Origin of the sequence: Xenorhabdus budapestensis, from assembly GCF_017743015.1 — a bacterium.
GTDB classification, from domain to species: Bacteria; Pseudomonadota; Gammaproteobacteria; order Enterobacterales; family Enterobacteriaceae; genus Xenorhabdus; species Xenorhabdus budapestensis.
The window spans coordinates 3729640-3747500 of the sequence record NZ_CP072455.1 but is presented as its reverse complement, the minus strand read 5'-3'; the positions used below and the strand labels follow the sequence as shown (position 1 = coordinate 3747500).

Below are 17861 nucleotides of genomic sequence, written 5' to 3'. Positions count from 1 at the left end.
AAATACTCCTGACTGACCGATAGTGAACCAGTACCGTGAGGGAAAGGCGAAAAGAACCCCGGCGAGGGGAGTGAAAGAGAACCTGAAACCGTGTACGTACAAGCAGTGGGAGCCCTGATTTATCAGGGTGACTGCGTACCTTTTGTATAATGGGTCAGCGACTTATATTCTGTAGCAAGGTTAACCGTATAGGGGAGCCGGAGGGAAACCGAGTCTTAACTGGGCGTTAAGTTGCAGGGTATAGACCCGAAACCCGGTGAGCTAGCCATGGGCAGGTTGAAGGTTGGGTAACACTAACTGGAGGACCGAACCGACTAATGTTGAAAAATTAGCGGATGACTTGTGGCTGGGGGTGAAAGGCCAATCAAACCGGGAGATAGCTGGTTCTCCCCGAAAGCTATTTAGGTAGCGCCTCGTGAAGTCATCTCCGGGGGTAGAGCACTGTTTCGGCTAGGGGGTCATCCCGACTTACCAACCCGATGCAAACTGCGAATACCGGAGAATGTTATCACGGGAGACACACGGCGGGTGCTAACGTCCGTCGTGAAGAGGGAAACAACCCAGACCGCCAGCTAAGGTCCCCAAGTCATGGTTAAGTGGGAAACGAAGTGGGAAGGCTCAGACAGCCAGGATGTTGGCTTAGAAGCAGCCATCATTTAAAGAAAGCGTAATAGCTCACTGGTCGAGTCGGCCTGCGCGGAAGATGTAACGGGGCTAAACCATGCACCGAAGCTGCGGCAGCGACACTGCGGTGTTGCTGGGTAGGGGAGCGTTCTGTAAGCCGTCGAAGGTGGGCCGTGAGGTCTGCTGGAGGTATCAGAAGTGCGAATGCTGACATAAGTAACGATAAAGCGGGTGAAAAACCCGCTCGCCGGAAGACCAAGGGTTCCTGTCCAACGTTAATCGGGGCAGGGTGAGTCGACCCCTAAGGCGAGGCTGAAAAGCGTAGTCGATGGGAAACAGGTTAATATTCCTGTACTCGGTGTTACTGCGAAGGGGGGACGGAGAAGGCTATGTCATCCGGGCGACGGTCGTCCCGGTTTAAGCGGGTAGGTGGGATAACCCGGCAAATCCGGTTATCCGCAACACTGAGGCGTGATGACGAGGCACTACGGTGCTGAAGTGACAGATGCCCTGCTTCCAGGAAAAGCCTCTAAGCACCAGGTAACACGGAATCGTACCCCAAACCGACACAGGTGGTCAGGTAGAGAATACTCAGGCGCTTGAGAGAACTCGGGTGAAGGAACTAGGCAAAATGGTGCCGTAACTTCGGGAGAAGGCACGCTGGCGCCAGGTGAAAAGACATGCTCTTGGAGCCGAGGCCAGCCGCAGATACCAGCTGGCTGCAACTGTTTAATAAAAACACAGCACTGTGCAAACACGAAAGTGGACGTATACGGTGTGACGCCTGCCCGGTGCTGGAAGGTTAATTGATGGGGTCATCCTCAGGGAGAAGCTCTTGATCGAAGCCCCAGTAAACGGCGGCCGTAACTATAACGGTCCTAAGGTAGCGAAATTCCTTGTCGGGTAAGTTCCGACCTGCACGAATGGCGTAATGATGGCCAGGCTGTCTCCACCCGAGACTCAGTGAAATTGAACTCGCTGTGAAGATGCAGTGTACCCGCGGCAAGACGGAAAGACCCCGTGAACCTTTACTATAGCTTGACACTGAACCTTGAGCCTTGATGTGTAGGATAGGTGGGAGGCTGTGAAGTGCGGACGCCAGTCTGCACGGAGCCATCCTTGAAATACCACCCTTGAATGTTTGATGTTCTAACGTAGGCCCGTTATCCGGGTTGCGGACAGTGTCTGGCGGGTAGTTTGACTGGGGCGGTCTCCTCCCAAAGCGTAACGGAGGAGCACGAAGGTCAGCTAATCACGGTCGGACATCGTGAGGTTAGTGCAAAGGCATAAGCTGGCTTGACTGCGAGCGTGACGGCGCGAGCAGGTACGAAAGTAGGTCTTAGTGATCCGGTGGTTCTGCATGGAAGGGCCATCGCTCAACGGATAAAAGGTACTCCGGGGATAACAGGCTGATACCGCCCAAGAGTTCATATCGACGGCGGTGTTTGGCACCTCGATGTCGGCTCATCACATCCTGGGGCTGAAGTAGGTCCCAAGGGTATGGCTGTTCGCCATTTAAAGTGGTACGCGAGCTGGGTTTAGAACGTCGTGAGACAGTTCGGTCCCTATCTGCCGTGGGCGCTGGAAGATTGAAAGGGGCTGCTCCTAGTACGAGAGGACCGGAGTGGACGCACCACTGGTGTACGGGTTGTCATGCCAATGGCACTGCCCGGTAGCTAAGTGCGGCAGAGATAACCGCTGAAAGCATCTAAGCGGGAAACTTGCCTTGAGATGAGTCTTCCCTGACTCCTGGAGAGTCCTGAAGGGCCGTCCGAGACGAGGACGTGGATAGGCTGGGTGTGTAAGCGTTGCGAGACGTTGAGCTGACCAGTACTAATGCCCCGTGCGGCTTAACCTGACAACACCGAAGGGGTTTTGTGGGTTTGAGAGACGAGAGAAAGACAGGGTTTCAGGTATATTTTCGATAGACGCGGAAGCGGTGACGGACGAAAATAACAAGCAGCTTGTTCGGGATTGAATACAGGATTTGTCTGGCGGCAACAGCGCGGTGGTCCCACCTGACCCCATGCCGAACTCAGCAGTGAAACGCCGTAGCGCCGATGGTAGTGTGGGGTCTCCCCATGTGAGAGTAGGGCACTGCCAGACATTCATTTATAAATGTTGCTGGTACAGCAAAAGCAGCATAAGAAAGAAATTCGGTGGTGCGGTAGTTCAGTTGGTTAGAATACCGGCCTGTCACGCCGGGGGTCGCGGGTTCGAGTCCCGTCCGCACCGCCACCGTATTTGCATGAACCCCTGAGAGAAATCTCAGGGGTTTTTTGCTATTTGTTGAATTTCTTGTGACAGAAGTTGCAATCAGTTATTGAGATGTCATATTAATGGAGGAGATAGCATTGAGGTAGGTTGGGGGCCACTTGATACGAAATAGTTACGTAAGAAAAATCCGTGCGAAAATAAATCACACGCAAAAAAACTATGCTGTGAGATATGTTGCCGGACAACCCGTAGAGTGGGTTTTCCCTGCTTCGAAACAGTTAATTGGAGAAACCTCACTACCACATGGAGAACCCCTTCTTGCCGATAATAGCGGATTTTCTGTTGCCATTTGGAATATCCATAAACAACAACATCCGTTATGGCAAAATGTCTTAGCCTCTTTAACTGAGAAGAGTGACCTTATCTTACTGCAAGAAGCACAAACAACTCCCGATTTACTGAAATTTGTCGCAGCTAGTGGTCTGGTTGCAGATCAAGTACCTGCATTTGCTATCCCCCAGCATCCATCAGGTGTGATGACATTAGCGTCAGCTTCGCCTATCTATTGTTGCCCATTACGAGAAAAAGAACCGATAATCAGGCTCTCAAAATCATCACTTATCACAATTTATCCTTTATCTGATAGTCGACAATTAATGGTGGTTAATGTACATGCCATTAATTTCAGCTTTGGTATTGATGTTTACAGCCGGCAGTTGAATAACATTGGTATCTATATCAGTATGCATGATGGCCCGGTGATATTTGCTGGCGATTTTAATGCATGGAGTCGTCGTCGGTTTAAAGTGCTGGAGCGTTTTGCTCAACGTATGGGGCTAAAAGAAGTCTATTTTAATGATGATCACCGAACGATTGTATTCGGTAAACCCTTAGATTTTGTTTTTTACCGTGAGTTAAACGTTCTGAGTGCAACAGTTTTAACGACAGTCGCTTCTGATCACAATCCACTTATAGTCAGGTTTTCGTTATAGAGTACATAGATAATCGACGCAGAGAGTCAAAAACAGAGGAAGAGAAAAAAACGCCGGAAGAATACCGGCGCTTTTGAAGGTAAGATCTATTGGTTAGAAAGATGGGGCACGGCTAATTTTTTCTTCACACCGAAAAAATACGCGAGGGTTAAAACAATCACCCAACCTGCTCCTACATATAAGGCGTCCCTTGTTTGATCGAAAAAGCCGAGTAATAAGATGACTGCACTCATGAAAACAATCGTAATTGCAGGAGCTATTGGCCACATTGGTACTGGGAATTTTAAGGTCTTGACCTCTTCTACACTCATTTTACGACGCATGGCCACATGAGAAAGTAAAATCATCAGCCATACCCAGACTGTTGCGAATGTTGCAACTGACGCAATAAGGATAAAAATATCGTCAGGAAGCAGATAATTGAGCAGCACACCGAGTAGCAGAACAGTAATCATGACCAGAACGGTCATCCACGGAACACCATTACTGGTTAGTTTTTTGAATGACTCCGGTGCCTGTCCTTCTTGAGCCATGCCATACATCATTCGTCCGGCACCAAAAATATCGCTGTTGATAGCTGAAATAGCCGCAGTAATCACAACAACATTCAGAATATTTGCGGCTGAGCTAATTCCTAAATTAGAAAAAATCTGTACGAATGGGCTTCCGTTCTGACCGATCTGATTCCACGGATAGATGCACATCAGAATACATAAGGTCAGGACATAAAAGATCAAAATACGAAATGGGACAGCATTAATAGCTTTAGGTATTGTTTTTACCGGATCTTTAGCTTCACTGGCAGTAATACCAATAACTTCTATTCCCCCAAAAGCAAACATCACAATGGCAAATGAGGCAATTACACCACTAACGCCATTTGGCATAAAGCCACCATGTTCCCATAAATTGGCGATACCTGTAGTATGTTCAGTCGTTTGACCAAAACCATAGATCATAATTACCAGACCACCAATGATCATGGCAATAATGGCAGTCACTTTAACAATAGAAAGCCAAAACTCCATTTCACCAAAAATCTTCACATGGCATAGATTTAGCGCACCAATAAAACATACGATACCCAGAACCCAAATCCATTGATCGACATGTGGGAACCAAAGTTTCATATACATGCCGAATGCAGTGATATCAGCGAGGCAAACAAACAGCATCTCAAGAACATAGATCCAGCCAGTCAGGAAACCGGCTAATGGCCCCAGATAATGGCTGGCATACTGTGAAAAGGAACCGGAAACAGGATGGTGAACGGTCATTTCTCCAAGTGCTCTCATCACCATAAATACGGCAGCACCGCCGATTAAATAGGCCAGCAATACAGCAGGGCCTGCTTGCTGAATTGCAGCTGCTGAGCCATAAAATAGCCCTGTGCCTATTGCAGAGCCTAAAGCCATGAAGCGGATATGCCTCACACTTAGGCCCTGTTTAAGCTGATTTTCATTGTTTTGCATTCGTTAATCTCATCTATCTTTCATGCCAGAGAGTCTTTTCAGGCATACGCTATTTCAGGCATACAATGCTGTGTCTGGCGTCAGATGCCAGTAAAAGCAACCTCGTACCATACCATAAAGATGGATGTTCGCGGGATAGATATCTGTAATAATAACGGGTAGTTTATTAAAACCAGAGTTTTTTTATGATCTACCCAATAAATGAAATGTTCCAGACTTTGCAGGGGGAAGGGGTATTTACCGGTGTTCCTTCTGTTTTCATTCGATTACAAGGATGTCCAGTAGGGTGCAGTTGGTGTGATACCAAGCATACTTGGGAAAAAGAGGCTGATAAGCAGCAGCCGATGGAAAACATCTTGGTGAAATCGCAGGATAGCGATATATGGGGAGTGGCAACACCACGGCAAATTATTAATTTATTCATTCGCCAGGGATACACAGCACGTCATGTTGTTATTACTGGTGGAGAGCCGTGCTTGTACGATTTACGTTCCTTGACTGAAACGCTGGAAAGAGAGGGTTATCAGTGTCAGATAGAGACCAGTGGCACGCATGCAATCTATTGTTCTGATAAAACTTGGGTAACAGTTTCACCAAAAGTGAAAATGCGTGGTGGATACAAAGTTTTGCCAGACGCTATGAAACGGGCAAACGAAATTAAACATCCTGTCGGTCGGGAGCGCGATATTGAAGTATTGGACGAACTACTAGACATGCTTAATGAAGGTAATGCGCCGATTATTGCTTTACAGCCTATCAGCCAGAAAGAAGAAGCAACTCGTTTATGTATTGAAACCTGCATTGCCCGTAACTGGCGTTTTTCCATGCAGACACACAAATACTTAAATATCGCCTGATGTGAATTGAATTTTCATATATGCATTCAGCACCAACACCTGGTGCTGAATGTTTTACTCTCCACGATAGATACAACCTGCGCTACAGGTTTCTTTTACCATGACGGTACTGAGTTGTGGCAAAGTGGGTTTTAACTCTCTCCAGATCCACTTGGCCAGAACTTCGCTGGTTGGATTTTCCAGACCAGGGATCTCATTGAGGTAGTTGTGATCGAGCCGTTCCCAAATTGGTTTGAAAGCAGCTTTTACATCGGCAAAGTCCATGAGCCATCCACTATGGGGATCAACCTGACCGGTAATTTCCAGACGTACCATAAATGAGTGCCCATGTAGGCGGCCACATTTATGCCCTTCAGGAACATGTGGCAGGCGATGCGCCGCTTCAAATTGAAAATCTTTAAAGATGGTAGTGCTCATAATACTTTTTCCTGATTTCAAAAGGCCGGCTATTCTACCTGAACTTTCGGGCTTAACGTGATTTTTCTGTAGAAATAAAATCCAGCGTTTAACAACTTTATCGATATATTAAATCTGTAAATAAAGTTAGGTAATTTAGTTATTAGATATTGCAAACCTTTCTTTAATTCCAATGTCAGTTGTGGGATAACCTTATAATTAGTCCATGTTTATCATGATGCTTATAAATCGTGGATATTGGCTATCGCAAAGGGCACTGGATAAGATAATGACCGCAAAACCACCTTCAACTGCATTATTACCTGTTTCTCCTGAACAGTTGTCACGTCTGCAATCTGCGGTCAGTGATTTTTCTCCGCATCAATTGGCTTGGTTATCAGGCTATTTTTGGGGAATGTTAAACTCCCAGCCACAAGCCAACGCTGTGGCACCAGCGCCAACTGTTTCCGAACAGGAAACGGTAACACTGATTTCTGCTTCTCAGACGGGTAATGCCCGTCGTTTGGCGGAACAACTCAGAGATGCCTTATTGGCACAAAAGCTGAATGTGAATTTAGTTAATGCTGGTGATTATAAATTCAAACAGCTCGCAAAAGAACGGGTATTGATTATTATTGCTTCGACACAGGGTGAAGGTGAGCCAGCCGAAGAAGCCGTAGCACTCTATAAATATCTGCACTCCAAAAAAGCAGCTCCGATGAACGAGACGGTTTATGCTGTATTTGGCTTGGGGGATACCTCTTATGAATACTTTTGTCAGGCGGGTAAAGACTTTGATCGTCGCCTGAGTGAATTAGGCGCGCAGCGGTTATTAGAACGTGTTGATGCTGATGTGGAATATCAGGGCGTGGCAGCCCAATGGCGTCAACAAATAACGGATATCTTAAAACAGCGCGTGCCTGCCTCGACTGATACAGTTATAGCCACCACTCAAATGGGGGTTATTAGTGAAGTTATTACCAGTCCTTATACCAAAGAAACACCGCTAACCGCCTCTCTGCTGGTTAATCAAAAAATCACAGGTCGTGGCTCTGATAAAGATGTCCGCCACATTGAAATTGATCTGGGGGATTCAGGTTTGCATTATCAGCCTGGTGACGCACTGGGTGTTTGGTTTGAGAACGATCCTGCACTGGTGGATGAGCTGCTTGCGTTACTCTGTCTGGAAGGCAGTGAGCCCGTCAATGTGTATGGGAAATCATTGACTTTGCGCCAGGCTCTGAGCAGCCATATTGAACTGACTCAAAACACGGGAGTTATTGTCGAAAAATATGCTGCATTAACGAAAGATGAAAGGTTATTTGCTTTAGTTACTGATAAACCGGTACTACAGCAATACGCACAAAAAACACCCATTGTGGATATGGTCAGGCAAGTAGTCTTGCGTCCTGAAGCCCAACAATTTATCGATATATTGCGTCCATTAACCCCGCGGCTTTATTCCATCTCCTCCTCACAAGATGAAGTCGAAAATGAGGTTCATATTACGGTTGGCGTTGTTCGTTATGACATAGAAGGACGTGCCCGTACTGGCGGAGCATCGGGTTATCTGGCTGATCGATTGCAAGAAGATGACAGTATCCGTGTTTTTATCGAGCATAACGATAATTTCCGTTTACCTGCTGATCCTCAAACACCAATCATCATGATTGGCCCCGGCACAGGGATTGCACCATTCAGGGCGTTTTTGCAACAACGAGATCATCATGGCACTGAAGGTAAAAACTGGTTGTTCTTTGGTAATCCCCATTTTGTAGAAGATTTCTTGTATCAGGTTGAATTCCAGCGTTATGTCAAAGAGGGGTTATTGACTCGCATTGATTTGGCATGGTCGCGGGATCAACAGCATAAGGTGTACGTACAGGACAAATTGCGTGAGCAGGGTGAAGAAATCTGGCGTTGGATCCAAGAGGGGGCACATTTATACGTCTGTGGAGATGCCAATCGTATGGCAAAAGATGTAGAACAGGCATTGTTGGATATTATTTCACAACAAGGTGGTATGGATGCTGAACAGGCCGATGAATTCTTGAGTGAACTTCGCCTTGAGCGCCGTTATCAAAGGGATGTTTACTAGCGTGGGCCATGAAAAACCGTAAGCAATGAAAACCGACGGGCAATGAAAACAATGAGCAATGAAAAACAAGGTCCTTTGATTGTTGAAGGTAAACAGGCTGACAGTGAACGCATGAAGTTAGAAAGTAACTATTTACGCGGGACGATCAGCGAAGATCTAAAAAATGGGCTGACAGGCGGATTTGAAGGCGATAACTTTCTCCTGATCCGTTTCCACGGTATGTATCAGCAGGATGATCGTGACATTAGGGCAGAACGTACGGAACAAAAACTGGAACCTCGCCATGCCATAATGCTGCGTTGTCGCTTACCGGGAGGTATTATCACTCCCCGCCAATGGTTGGGCATTGATCAGTTTGCGACAGAGAGCACCCTGTATGGCAGTATCCGGTTGACTAATCGGCAAACATTCCAATTTCATGGCATTTTAAAAAACAACCTCAAACCAGTGCATCAATTACTGGCTCAAATGGGGCTGGATTCACTGGCAACGGCCAATGATGTTAACCGTAACGTATTGTGTACCTCAAATCCGGTACAGTCTGCGTTGCATCAGCAGGCTTATGAATGGGCGAAGAAAATATCGGAGCATCTTCTGCCACGTACTAACGCTTACGCCGAAATCTGGCTGGATAAAGAAAAAATCGTGACAACCGATGAAGAGCCGATCCTTGGTAAAACTTATTTGCCTCGCAAATTCAAAACATCATTTGTGATCCCGCCGCAAAATGATGTTGATCTGCATGCCAACGATATGAACTTCGTTGCTATTGCAGAGAGTGATCAATTGATCGGTTTTAACGTGCTGGTGGGTGGTGGATTAGCCATGACTCACGGCGATAAGAAAACATTCCCACGTTTGGCGAGTGAATTTGGTTATATTCCACTAGAGCATACCTTAGCGATTGCCGAAGCTATCGTGACAACACAGCGTGATTGGGGCAACCGAATCGATCGCAAAAATGCCAGAACCAAATATACCCTTGAGCGTGTCGGTGTTGAAACTTTCAAACAAGAAGTTGAAAAACGTGCGGGAGTGAAATTCGAACCGATCCGTCCTTATGAGTTTATTGGTCGGGGAGATCAAATTGGCTGGTTAAAAGGCATTGATGACCAATGGCACTTAACCTTGTTTATTGAAAATGGCCGCTTACTGGATTACCCGGACAAGCCGTTAAAAACCGGGATTGCAGAAATTGCCAAAATTCACAAAGGTGATTTTCGTCTAACTGCGAATCAAAACTTAATTGTGGCAGGCGTACCGGAAAGTGAAAAAGCACACATTGAAGAAATAGCCCGCTCACATGGCCTGATTGATAACAATGTGACTTCTCTGCGTCACCATTCTATGGCGTGTGTTTCATTTCCGACATGCCCGTTGGCGATGGCAGAAGCAGAACGTTTCTTGCCGACTTTTGTCGATCATGTCGATACTTTAATGGCAAAACATGGAGTCGGCCATGAACATATCGTCCTGCGTGTTACAGGCTGCCCGAATGGATGCGGCAGAGCGATGCTGGCAGAAATAGGGCTGGTGGGTAAAGCGCTTGATCGTTATAACCTGCATCTTGGCGGAAACCGCAATGGCAGCCGCATTCCCCGTATGTATCGGGAAAACATCACCTCAGCCGAGATTTTGACGATACTGGACGAGTTGATTAGTCGCTGGGCAATAGAACGTAATGAGGATGAAGCTTTTGGTGATTTTCTGATCCGAGCCGGCGTTATCAAACCAGTATTGAATTCAGCCGTCGATTTTTACGATTGGCAGGAGGCGATATGAACCAGCTCTGTTTATCTGAGCTATTGGTTTTGAATGCTGAGCAGCGCACGGAAGCGCTTGTTGAAATAAACCAACAACTGGAATCGCTGGATGCTCGTCAGCGTGTAATCTGGACATTGAAACACTTGCCCGGCGAATTTGTTCTTTCTTCCAGTTTTGGTATTCAGGCGGCAATCTGCCTACATCTGGTCACACAGGAATACCCTGATATTCCTGTTATCCTGACTGATACCGGTTATCTGTTCCCGGAAACCTATCGGTTTATTGATAAGTTGACTGACAAACTGAAACTGAACTTAAAAATATTTCGTGCAGAACAGAGCCCGGCCTGGCAGGAAGCACGTTATGGAAAACTGTGGGAACAGGGAATAGAAGGCATTGAGCGTTATAACCAAATCAATAAAGTAGAACCAATGAACCGCGCATTGAGATCATTACACGCACAAACCTGGTTTGCAGGTTTACGTCGCCAGCAATCGGAAAGCCGCACTAAGTTGCCGGTGCTGGCGGTTCAGCGTGATGTTTTCAAGATACTGCCGATTATTGATTGGGATAACCGCCAAGTGCATCAATACCTGACTCAACATGGACTTGAATACCATCCACTGTGGGAAGAAGGCTATCTCTCTGTGGGGGATATCCATACAACACAAAAATGGGAGCCGGGTATGAGCGAAGAACAAACCCGCTTTTTTGGTTTGAAACGGGAGTGTGGGTTGCACGAAGGTTAAGGCAATATTACGAATACTTCTGATTTATCTTGGCTGCGCTTCTTATCAAAAGGGCGTAGCTTGCTTTAATGATAACAGTGTTGCGCTTAATGTGTGCGATTTGTCACAAAATAAATCCTTTAAAAAAGAAGAAGTGAACAATAGGAAGAACAGTAATTTTTCCTGAATATTTCGCATGTTGCAATTTTATAACCCGCTAAAAATCTTACCTTATACGATTCAGGAACTAATAATTACTTTTTGTCATTTCATAACCTCCTCACAGCTTCATATATTCATTTCTTAGATAATTATTACGAAATTAAACACTGAACACTGGATGGCATGTCATTGTGGATTATTTACCCTTATTTGTTGAGCTGAAATCGCGTGCTGTTTTGCTGGTAGGCGGCGGAGAAGTCGCTTCTCGCAAGGCGGGCTTGCTATTGCGTGCGGGGGCAGCGTTAACGATTGCAGCTCCCGAATTACATCCTGAATTGCAACAATGTCATCAAAAAGGGGAACTTGAGTGGTTGCAGGGAGCATTTCATACGGACTATCTTGATGGCGTATTTTTGGTGATTGCAGCGACTGATGACCATAGTTTAAACCAATATGTTTTTGCAGAGGCTAATCGCCGCGCTATTTTGGTTAATGTGGTAGATGATCAGTCACTTTGCTCTGCTATTTTTCCATCAATTATTGATCGTTCTCCGGTTATGGTGGCTATCTCATCTGCTGGAAAATCACCTGTATTAACACGATTACTGCGGGAAAAATTGGAATCTCTGTTGCCCTTTCATCTCGGCACAATGGCGGAAATTGCGGGGCGTTGGCGTAACCGGGTGAAACAGAGCCTGACTTCTGTGCGCCAGCGTCGTTATTTCTGGGAAAAAGCATTTAACGGACGTTTTGCCACATTAGTTGCCAATGGGCAGTTACAACAGGCAGAAGAACAGTTGGATCAACAACTGCATGATGAACAACTGAAACAAACTAGTAAGCAGGGAGAATTGGTGTTAGTCGGAGCAGGCCCCGGTGATCCGGGTTTGCTGACTTTAAAAGGGCTGCAAGTGATCCAGCAAGCGGATGTGGTACTTTATGATCATCTGGTCAGCGCCGAAATACTTGAATTAGTCCGCCGTGATGCCGACAAAATCTGTGTAGGTAAAAGAGCAGGGTGCCATTCGGTTGCGCAGGAAGAGACCAATGCGTTGATCGTCAAATTGGCACATCAGGGGAAAAAAGTGGTTCGTCTGAAAGGAGGCGATCCCTTTATTTTTGGCCGTGGTGGAGAAGAATTACAGGTTGCCGCATCCGCAGACATTCCTTTTCAGGTTGTGCCTGGTATTACTGCTGCTGTCGGCGCTTCTGCCTACGCGGGAATTCCCCTGACACACAGGGAACATTCTCAAAGCGTCACTTTTATTACCGGGCATTGCCGTGAAAATGGTAATGAACTGGACTGGCCCGCATTGGCGCGAGGCAATCAAACACTGGCGATTTATATGGGAGTCATAAAGTCAGCTCTGATTAGCCAGAAATTGATTTCACACGGGCGGAATGCCAACACTCCCGTTGCCGTGATTGGTTGTGGGACTCGCTCCGAACAACAAGTGTTAACCGGAACGCTGTCTGAACTGGAACGATTGGCACAGGATGCTCCATCTCCAGCATTGCTGGTGGTGGGAGAGGTGGCTCAACTTCACCATCAGTTAGCATGGTTCGCGCAGCGATCAGTTGAACAGGGATCTGCTGATCAGAAAAAGTCGTTAGATCCAAAACAATCTGTTGTTCCGGTAAATCGCCCCGCTGCTGTTGACTTAGAATAAGGAATTATCAATGGAAGAAAAAAGACTGACCCATTTGCAGCAACTTGAAGCTGAAAGTATCCATATTATCCGCGAAGTCGCTGCTGAATTTGCCAATCCGGTAATGCTTTATTCCATTGGTAAAGACTCTTCGGTGATGCTGCATCTCGCACGTAAGGCATTTTATCCAGGAAAATTGCCTTTTCCGTTGTTGCATGTCGATACAGGCTGGAAGTTCCGGGAAATGTATGAATTCCGTGATCAGATAGCAGAAAAATATGGCTTCGAATTGCTGGTCTATCGTAATCCACAAGGTGAAGAGCTGGGTATTAATCCTTTTATTCACGGCAGTGCAAAACATACGGACATTATGAAAACGGAAGGATTGAAGCAAGCTCTGGACAAATATGGATTTGACGCCGCATTTGGCGGTGCAAGGCGTGACGAAGAGAAATCCCGCGCCAAAGAGCGTATCTATTCTTTCCGTGATCGCTCTCATCGTTGGGATCCCAAAAATCAGCGTCCGGAACTTTGGCGTAACTATAACGGCCAGATTAATAAAGGTGAAAGTATCCGTGTATTCCCGTTATCTAACTGGACAGAATTGGATATCTGGCAATACATCTATTTAGAACAGATAGATATTGTTCCTCTCTATTTTGCTAAACCTCGTCCGATTGTTCAGCGCGATGGCATATTGATTATGGTTGATGATGATCGTATCGATTTGAAATCAGGTGAAGTTATCAGTCAGCGCAAAGTTCGCTTCAGAACGTTGGGATGTTGGCCTTTGACTGGTGCTGTGGAATCGGAAGCGGAAACATTGCCGGAAATTATCGAAGAAATGTTGATATCAACAACCAGTGAGCGGCAAGGTCGGCTTATTGACAGTGATCAATCTGGTTCAATGGAGCTGAAAAAACGCCAGGGTTATTTTTAAGGCATAGCGTTATTTTTTGAGGGGAGAAGAATATGCCAGCACTTGCACATAATGAATCCATCGCTAATCAAATCAAACAGCAGGGTGGTGTTGAATCCTATTTGAAAGTACAGCAGGAAAAGGGATTATTGCGTTTTTTAACTTGTGGCAGTGTAGATGATGGCAAAAGTACCCTGATTGGTCGTCTGCTGCACGATACTCGCCAGATCTATGAAGATCAGCTTGCGACTTTGCAAAATGACAGTAAACGGCTAGGGACACAGGGGGAAAAGTTAGATCTGGCGCTTTTGGTAGATGGTCTTGCGGCTGAACGGGAACAAGGTATTACCATCGATGTGGCATACCGTTATTTTTCCACTGAGAAACGCAAGTTTATCATCGCAGATACACCGGGGCATGAGCAATATACCCGTAATATGGCAACAGGGGCGTCAACCTGTGATCTTTCGATTTTACTGATTGATGCGAGAAAGGGAGTACAGGAACAGACTCGCCGTCATAGCTTTATTAGTACGTTGCTAGGTATTCGCCATCTGGTGGTGGCAGTGAATAAAATGGATCTGATGGAATATAGACAAGAGATTTTCGCTCAAATCAAACAGGATTATTTACATTTCACTGAGCAATTGCCTGCCGATTTGCATATTTATTTTGTCCCCATATCTGCGCTGGAAGGGGACAATATTGTCAGTCGCAGTGAAAATATGCCGTGGTATACCGGAGAAACGTTACTGGATATTCTTGAAACGGTTGATGTGCAGAAAAATGTTGCGAAGCAGTCACTGCGTTTTCCGGTGCAATATGTCAATCGTCCTGATCTGGATTTTCGCGGTTACAGCGGTACGTTGTCATCGGGAATTTTACATCAGGGGCAGAAAGTCAAAGTAATGCCATCAGGCAGAATTTCAACGGTTGAGCGGATCGTCACTTTCGACGGTGATTTACCTTTTGCCGTGCCGGGTGAAGCGATCACCATCGTGCTGAAAGATGAAATAGATATCAGCCGGGGTGACCTTTTGGTTGCGGTTGAAGATCAAATAATTGTCGCTCATCATGCGTTGGTAGATGTTGTCTGGATGTCAGAAAAGCCGCTGATTCAGGGGCAAAGTCTGGATATCAAGGTAGCAGGTAAAAAGAGCCGGGCCAAAATTGACAATGTGCAATATCAGGTAGATATCAATAACCTGACACAGAAAGTTGCGGTTGAGTTGCCACTGAATGCCATTGGACTGGTGGAATTTTCATTTGATGAGCCATTGCTTCTCGACAGTTACCAGCAAAATGCGGATACCGGCGGTATCATTCTGATTGACCGTTTGACTAATGTTACTGTTGGCGCTGGGTTGGTACGTGAAATTCAGACCGATGTTTATCAAGAGCCGAAAGAGTACAGTGAGTTTGAACTGGAATTCAATCGCTTAGTGCGTCGTCATTTCCCGCACTGGGGAGCTCGTGATTTATTGGGGGGAAAATAAGTGGCTCAGGTCGAAAATACTGATACCCTTTCCGATATTGTTCCCGATAATATTGTCTGGCATTCACATGATGTAAACAGAAAACAGCGGGAAGCCGTTAATGGGCATCCTGCTTTGGTTATCTGGTTTACCGGGTTATCAGGTTCAGGAAAATCCACGCTGGCGGGAATGTTGGAGCAAGCTTTATTCTCGCAGGGGATCAAAACCTATTTGTTGGACGGTGATAATGTGCGTCACGGTTTGTGCCGTGATTTGGGGTTTTCTGACGCTGATCGACAGGAGAATATCCGGCGTGTGGGAGAAGTTGCGAAATTAATGGTTGATGCCGGGCTGGTGGTATTGACGGCATTTATTTCTCCTAGCCGGGTTGAGCGACAAAAAATACGCCAATCAATGGAGTCTGGTCAATTTATTGAAGTATTTGTAGATACGCCTCTGGCGATTTGTGAATCCCGTGATCCGAAAGGTTTATATAAAAAAGCGCGAGCCGGTGAAATTCCGAATTTCACTGGAATTGATGCGACTTATGAAGTACCAGAGCAGCCTGATATTTATTTGGATGGTTCTCAACATATTGAATTATCAATGGAAAAATTGCTTATTGCACTCAATGAACGCTATATTATGACTATTTAATATCCTGTTTAAATTTCCCATCCTCTGAGTAGATAGAAACACATTATTGCAGGCGAGGTAATGTGTTTCTACACTCATTTCATTTAATACTTTTCATTATGTCTTAATGATCACGTTTCAGAAGCAGTTTGTGATAGTGGCGTCATTCCTTGAGTTATGGGATGATTAGCGGGTTTTTCTGGGGGCGGAAATGGGTAAACTAACGCTACTATTACTGGTTTTACTTGGCTGGTTACAGTATTCGCTGTGGTTCGGCAAAAATGGTATCCACGATTATGTGCGAATTAAAGATGAGGTTGAAAAACAAGAGAAAGACAACCTTTTCCTTAAGTCACGCAATGACCAGTTATTTGCTGAAATTAAAGATCTGAAAAGCGGTCAGCAAGCAATTGAAGAACGTGCCCGCAATGAATTAGGTATGATTAAGCCGGGCGAATCTTTTTATCGCATGGTGCCGGATACAACGAAACAAAATTCACAACACTCTGTGAGCAGCAATACTTTGGGACAAAATACCCAGGGGTAAGATAGTGAACAATAACGTAAATAAATCATCCGCTCTTCATTATCCCACGATATTTTTATGACTGAATTTTATGACTAAATCTTATGACTGAAATAGTTGCCTTGATCCCGGCTGCTGGTATTGGCAGCCGGATGAAATCAGAGTGCCCGAAACAATATCTTAATGTTGTGGGAAAAACCATTATTGAACACACGCTGTCTGCATTATTTGAACAGCCCCGTATACAGCAAATTGTTATTGTGCTGAATCCTGCTGACACGCAATTTAACCAATTGGCTATTGCCTCTGATCCGCGTATCACTACCGTTATTGGTGGTGATGAACGTGCTGATTCTGTGCTGGCGGGACTGAATTACTTGTCAGGATTTTCACCGGAACGTTCAGTTTGGGTTTTAGTCCATGATGCAGCTCGTCCTTGTTTACACCGGGATGACCTTGATAACTTACTGCAATTGGTTGATAAAAACTCATGCTCTCTTGCCGTTAGTAGTGGATCGTTTTGTGGTGGATTACTGGCAGCTCCCGTCAGGGACACAATGAAACGTATGCTGGTTTCACCGGTGGAAAAAATATCTGCGGTAAACCCATTGTTTGTTGATCATACCGTTGATCGTAATGGCCTTTGGCATGCGTTGACTCCGCAGTTATTTCCTTTACAGCTATTACGTGATTGTTTGATTAAAGCGCTTTCAGAGCAAGCTCGCATTACGGACGAATCTTCAGCATTGGAATATTGCGGCCATCGTCCAGTACTGATCAAAGGAAGAGCGGACAATATTAAAGTGACCCAACCTGAAGATCTGGCATTGGCTGAGTTTTATCTATCCCGAAAATCAAAGGAACATATTGTATGAGAATTGGTCACGGTTTTGATGTACATAAATTTGGCGGAGAAGGGCCATTGATCATTGGCGGCGTCCGTATTCCTTATGAGCAGGGATTGATTGCACACTCAGATGGTGATGTTGCCTTACATGCTGCAACTGATGCTCTGTTGGGGGCTGCGGCTTTAGGAGATATCGGGAAATTGTTTCCAGATACTGATCCGGCCTTTAAAGGTGCAGATAGCCGTGAATTGCTGAAAGAAGCTTATCGGCGTATCCGTGAAAAAGGTTATCGGATTGGTAATCTTGATATCACAATTATCGCGCAGGCACCTAAAATGTTGCCCCATATTCCCCAGATGCGGGTTAATCTGGCAGAAGATCTTGAGTGTCATATGGATGACATTAACGTTAAAGCGACAACCACTGAAAAACTGGGATTTATTGGGCGTAAAGAAGGTATTGCCTGTGAAGCAGTGGCTTTGCTGGTGAAGGAATAAG

At 45.6% G+C, this 17861-nt stretch carries 14 protein-coding genes, 1 tRNA gene and 2 rRNA genes (1 of these 17 running past the window's edge); 15 read left to right on the top strand and 2 right to left on the bottom strand.

Annotated features, from left to right (window positions below):
• The 4 genes from HGO23_RS16495 to HGO23_RS16480 all read left to right on the top strand — a co-directional run.
• Positions 1-2482: ribosomal RNA gene (locus HGO23_RS16495) — 23S ribosomal RNA — on the top strand; it begins 427 nt to the left of the window's first position.
• Positions 2483-2614: 132 nt separating this feature from the next.
• Positions 2615-2730: ribosomal RNA gene (gene rrf / locus HGO23_RS16490) — 5S ribosomal RNA — on the top strand.
• A gap of 55 nt (positions 2731-2785) precedes the next feature.
• Positions 2786-2862 (top strand) — tRNA-Asp (locus tag HGO23_RS16485).
• Positions 2863-2999: 137 nt separating this feature from the next.
• A complete protein-coding gene (locus tag HGO23_RS16480) occupies positions 3000-3833 on the top strand; it encodes an endonuclease/exonuclease/phosphatase family protein (protein ID WP_244589903.1) in 834 nt (277 codons plus the stop codon).
• Between the two features lie 86 nt (positions 3834-3919).
• Here HGO23_RS16480 and HGO23_RS16475 read toward each other — a convergent pair whose 3' ends face one another.
• A complete protein-coding gene (locus tag HGO23_RS16475; RefSeq protein ID WP_099135888.1) occupies positions 3920-5305 on the bottom strand; it encodes an amino acid permease in 1386 nt (461 codons plus the stop codon).
• 185 nt (positions 5306-5490) lie between these two features.
• On the opposite strand from HGO23_RS16475, the gene queE reads away from it, so the two are divergent.
• Positions 5491-6162, top strand: coding sequence for a 7-carboxy-7-deazaguanine synthase QueE (gene queE / locus HGO23_RS16470; protein WP_209027280.1), 672 nt, complete (start codon positions 5491-5493; stop codon positions 6160-6162).
• Between the two features lie 54 nt (positions 6163-6216).
• Here the strand turns inward: queE and queD are convergent, their stop codons facing one another.
• A complete protein-coding gene (queD, locus tag HGO23_RS16465) occupies positions 6217-6579 on the bottom strand; it encodes a 6-carboxytetrahydropterin synthase QueD (protein WP_099135886.1) in 363 nt (120 codons plus the stop codon).
• A gap of 268 nt (positions 6580-6847) precedes the next feature.
• On the opposite strand from queD, the gene cysJ reads away from it, so the two are divergent.
• The 10 genes from cysJ to ispF all read left to right on the top strand — a co-directional run bounded on the left by cysJ (position 6848) and on the right by ispF (position 17860).
• Positions 6848-8656, top strand: a complete 1809-nt coding sequence (gene cysJ, locus HGO23_RS16460) for an NADPH-dependent assimilatory sulfite reductase flavoprotein subunit (protein ID WP_209027279.1) — start codon at positions 6848-6850, stop codon at positions 8654-8656.
• Between the two features lie 51 nt (positions 8657-8707).
• On the top strand, positions 8708-10438 hold the full coding sequence (gene cysI, locus HGO23_RS16455) for an assimilatory sulfite reductase (NADPH) hemoprotein subunit (protein ID WP_209027278.1): 1731 nt from the start codon (positions 8708-8710) through the stop codon (positions 10436-10438).
• Positions 10435-11169 (top strand): phosphoadenylyl-sulfate reductase, encoded by a 735-nt coding sequence (locus HGO23_RS16450; RefSeq protein WP_099135884.1) that lies wholly within the window; start codon positions 10435-10437, stop codon positions 11167-11169. Before cysI ends, HGO23_RS16450 begins: the two co-directional genes overlap by 4 nt.
• Positions 11170-11501: 332 nt before the next feature.
• A complete protein-coding gene (gene cysG / locus HGO23_RS16445) occupies positions 11502-12980 on the top strand; it encodes a siroheme synthase CysG (protein WP_209027277.1) in 1479 nt (492 codons plus the stop codon).
• Between the two features lie 10 nt (positions 12981-12990).
• A complete protein-coding gene (cysD, locus tag HGO23_RS16440; protein WP_099135882.1) occupies positions 12991-13899 on the top strand; it encodes a sulfate adenylyltransferase subunit CysD in 909 nt (302 codons plus the stop codon).
• Positions 13900-13931: 32 nt separating this feature from the next.
• Entirely contained in the window at positions 13932-15374 is a 1443-nt protein-coding gene (gene cysN / locus HGO23_RS16435) for a sulfate adenylyltransferase subunit CysN (RefSeq protein WP_209027276.1), read from the top strand.
• Entirely contained in the window at positions 15375-16010 is a 636-nt protein-coding gene (gene cysC / locus HGO23_RS16430; protein WP_209027275.1) for an adenylyl-sulfate kinase, read from the top strand.
• A 190-nt stretch (positions 16011-16200) separates the two neighbouring features.
• A complete protein-coding gene (gene ftsB / locus HGO23_RS16425; protein ID WP_209027274.1) occupies positions 16201-16536 on the top strand; it encodes a cell division protein FtsB in 336 nt (111 codons plus the stop codon).
• An 83-nt stretch (positions 16537-16619) separates the two neighbouring features.
• Positions 16620-17390: a 2-C-methyl-D-erythritol 4-phosphate cytidylyltransferase gene (gene ispD / locus HGO23_RS16420; protein ID WP_209027273.1), complete on the top strand. Its 771-nt coding sequence runs from the start codon at positions 16620-16622 to the stop codon at positions 17388-17390.
• Entirely contained in the window at positions 17387-17860 is a 474-nt protein-coding gene (gene ispF, locus HGO23_RS16415; protein WP_209027272.1) for a 2-C-methyl-D-erythritol 2,4-cyclodiphosphate synthase, read from the top strand. The genes ispD and ispF overlap by 4 nt, the downstream gene beginning before the upstream one ends.
• The last annotated feature ends 1 nt before the right edge of the window (position 17861 follow it).

What these genes read in the sequence shown, in the direction of transcription:
- queD (WP_099135886.1), bottom strand. Translation starts at nt 6,579, where the DNA reads ATGAGCACTACCATCTTTAAAGATTTTCAATTTGAAGCGGCGCATCGC.
- ispF (WP_209027272.1), top strand. Translation starts at nt 17,387, where the DNA reads ATGAGAATTGGTCACGGTTTTGATGTACATAAATTTGGCGGAGAAGGG.
- cysJ (WP_209027279.1), top strand. Translation starts at nt 6,848, where the DNA reads ATGACCGCAAAACCACCTTCAACTGCATTATTACCTGTTTCTCCTGAA.
- cysN (WP_209027276.1), top strand. Translation starts at nt 13,932, where the DNA reads ATGCCAGCACTTGCACATAATGAATCCATCGCTAATCAAATCAAACAG.
- ispD (WP_209027273.1), top strand. Translation starts at nt 16,620, where the DNA reads ATGACTGAAATAGTTGCCTTGATCCCGGCTGCTGGTATTGGCAGCCGG.
- cysD (WP_099135882.1), top strand. Translation starts at nt 12,991, where the DNA reads ATGGAAGAAAAAAGACTGACCCATTTGCAGCAACTTGAAGCTGAAAGT.
- ftsB (WP_209027274.1), top strand. Translation starts at nt 16,201, where the DNA reads ATGGGTAAACTAACGCTACTATTACTGGTTTTACTTGGCTGGTTACAG.
- HGO23_RS16450 (WP_099135884.1), top strand. Translation starts at nt 10,435, where the DNA reads ATGAACCAGCTCTGTTTATCTGAGCTATTGGTTTTGAATGCTGAGCAG.
- HGO23_RS16475 (WP_099135888.1), bottom strand. Translation starts at nt 5,305, where the DNA reads ATGCAAAACAATGAAAATCAGCTTAAACAGGGCCTAAGTGTGAGGCAT.
- queE (WP_209027280.1), top strand. Translation starts at nt 5,491, where the DNA reads ATGATCTACCCAATAAATGAAATGTTCCAGACTTTGCAGGGGGAAGGG.
- cysI (WP_209027278.1), top strand. Translation starts at nt 8,708, where the DNA reads ATGAGCAATGAAAAACAAGGTCCTTTGATTGTTGAAGGTAAACAGGCT.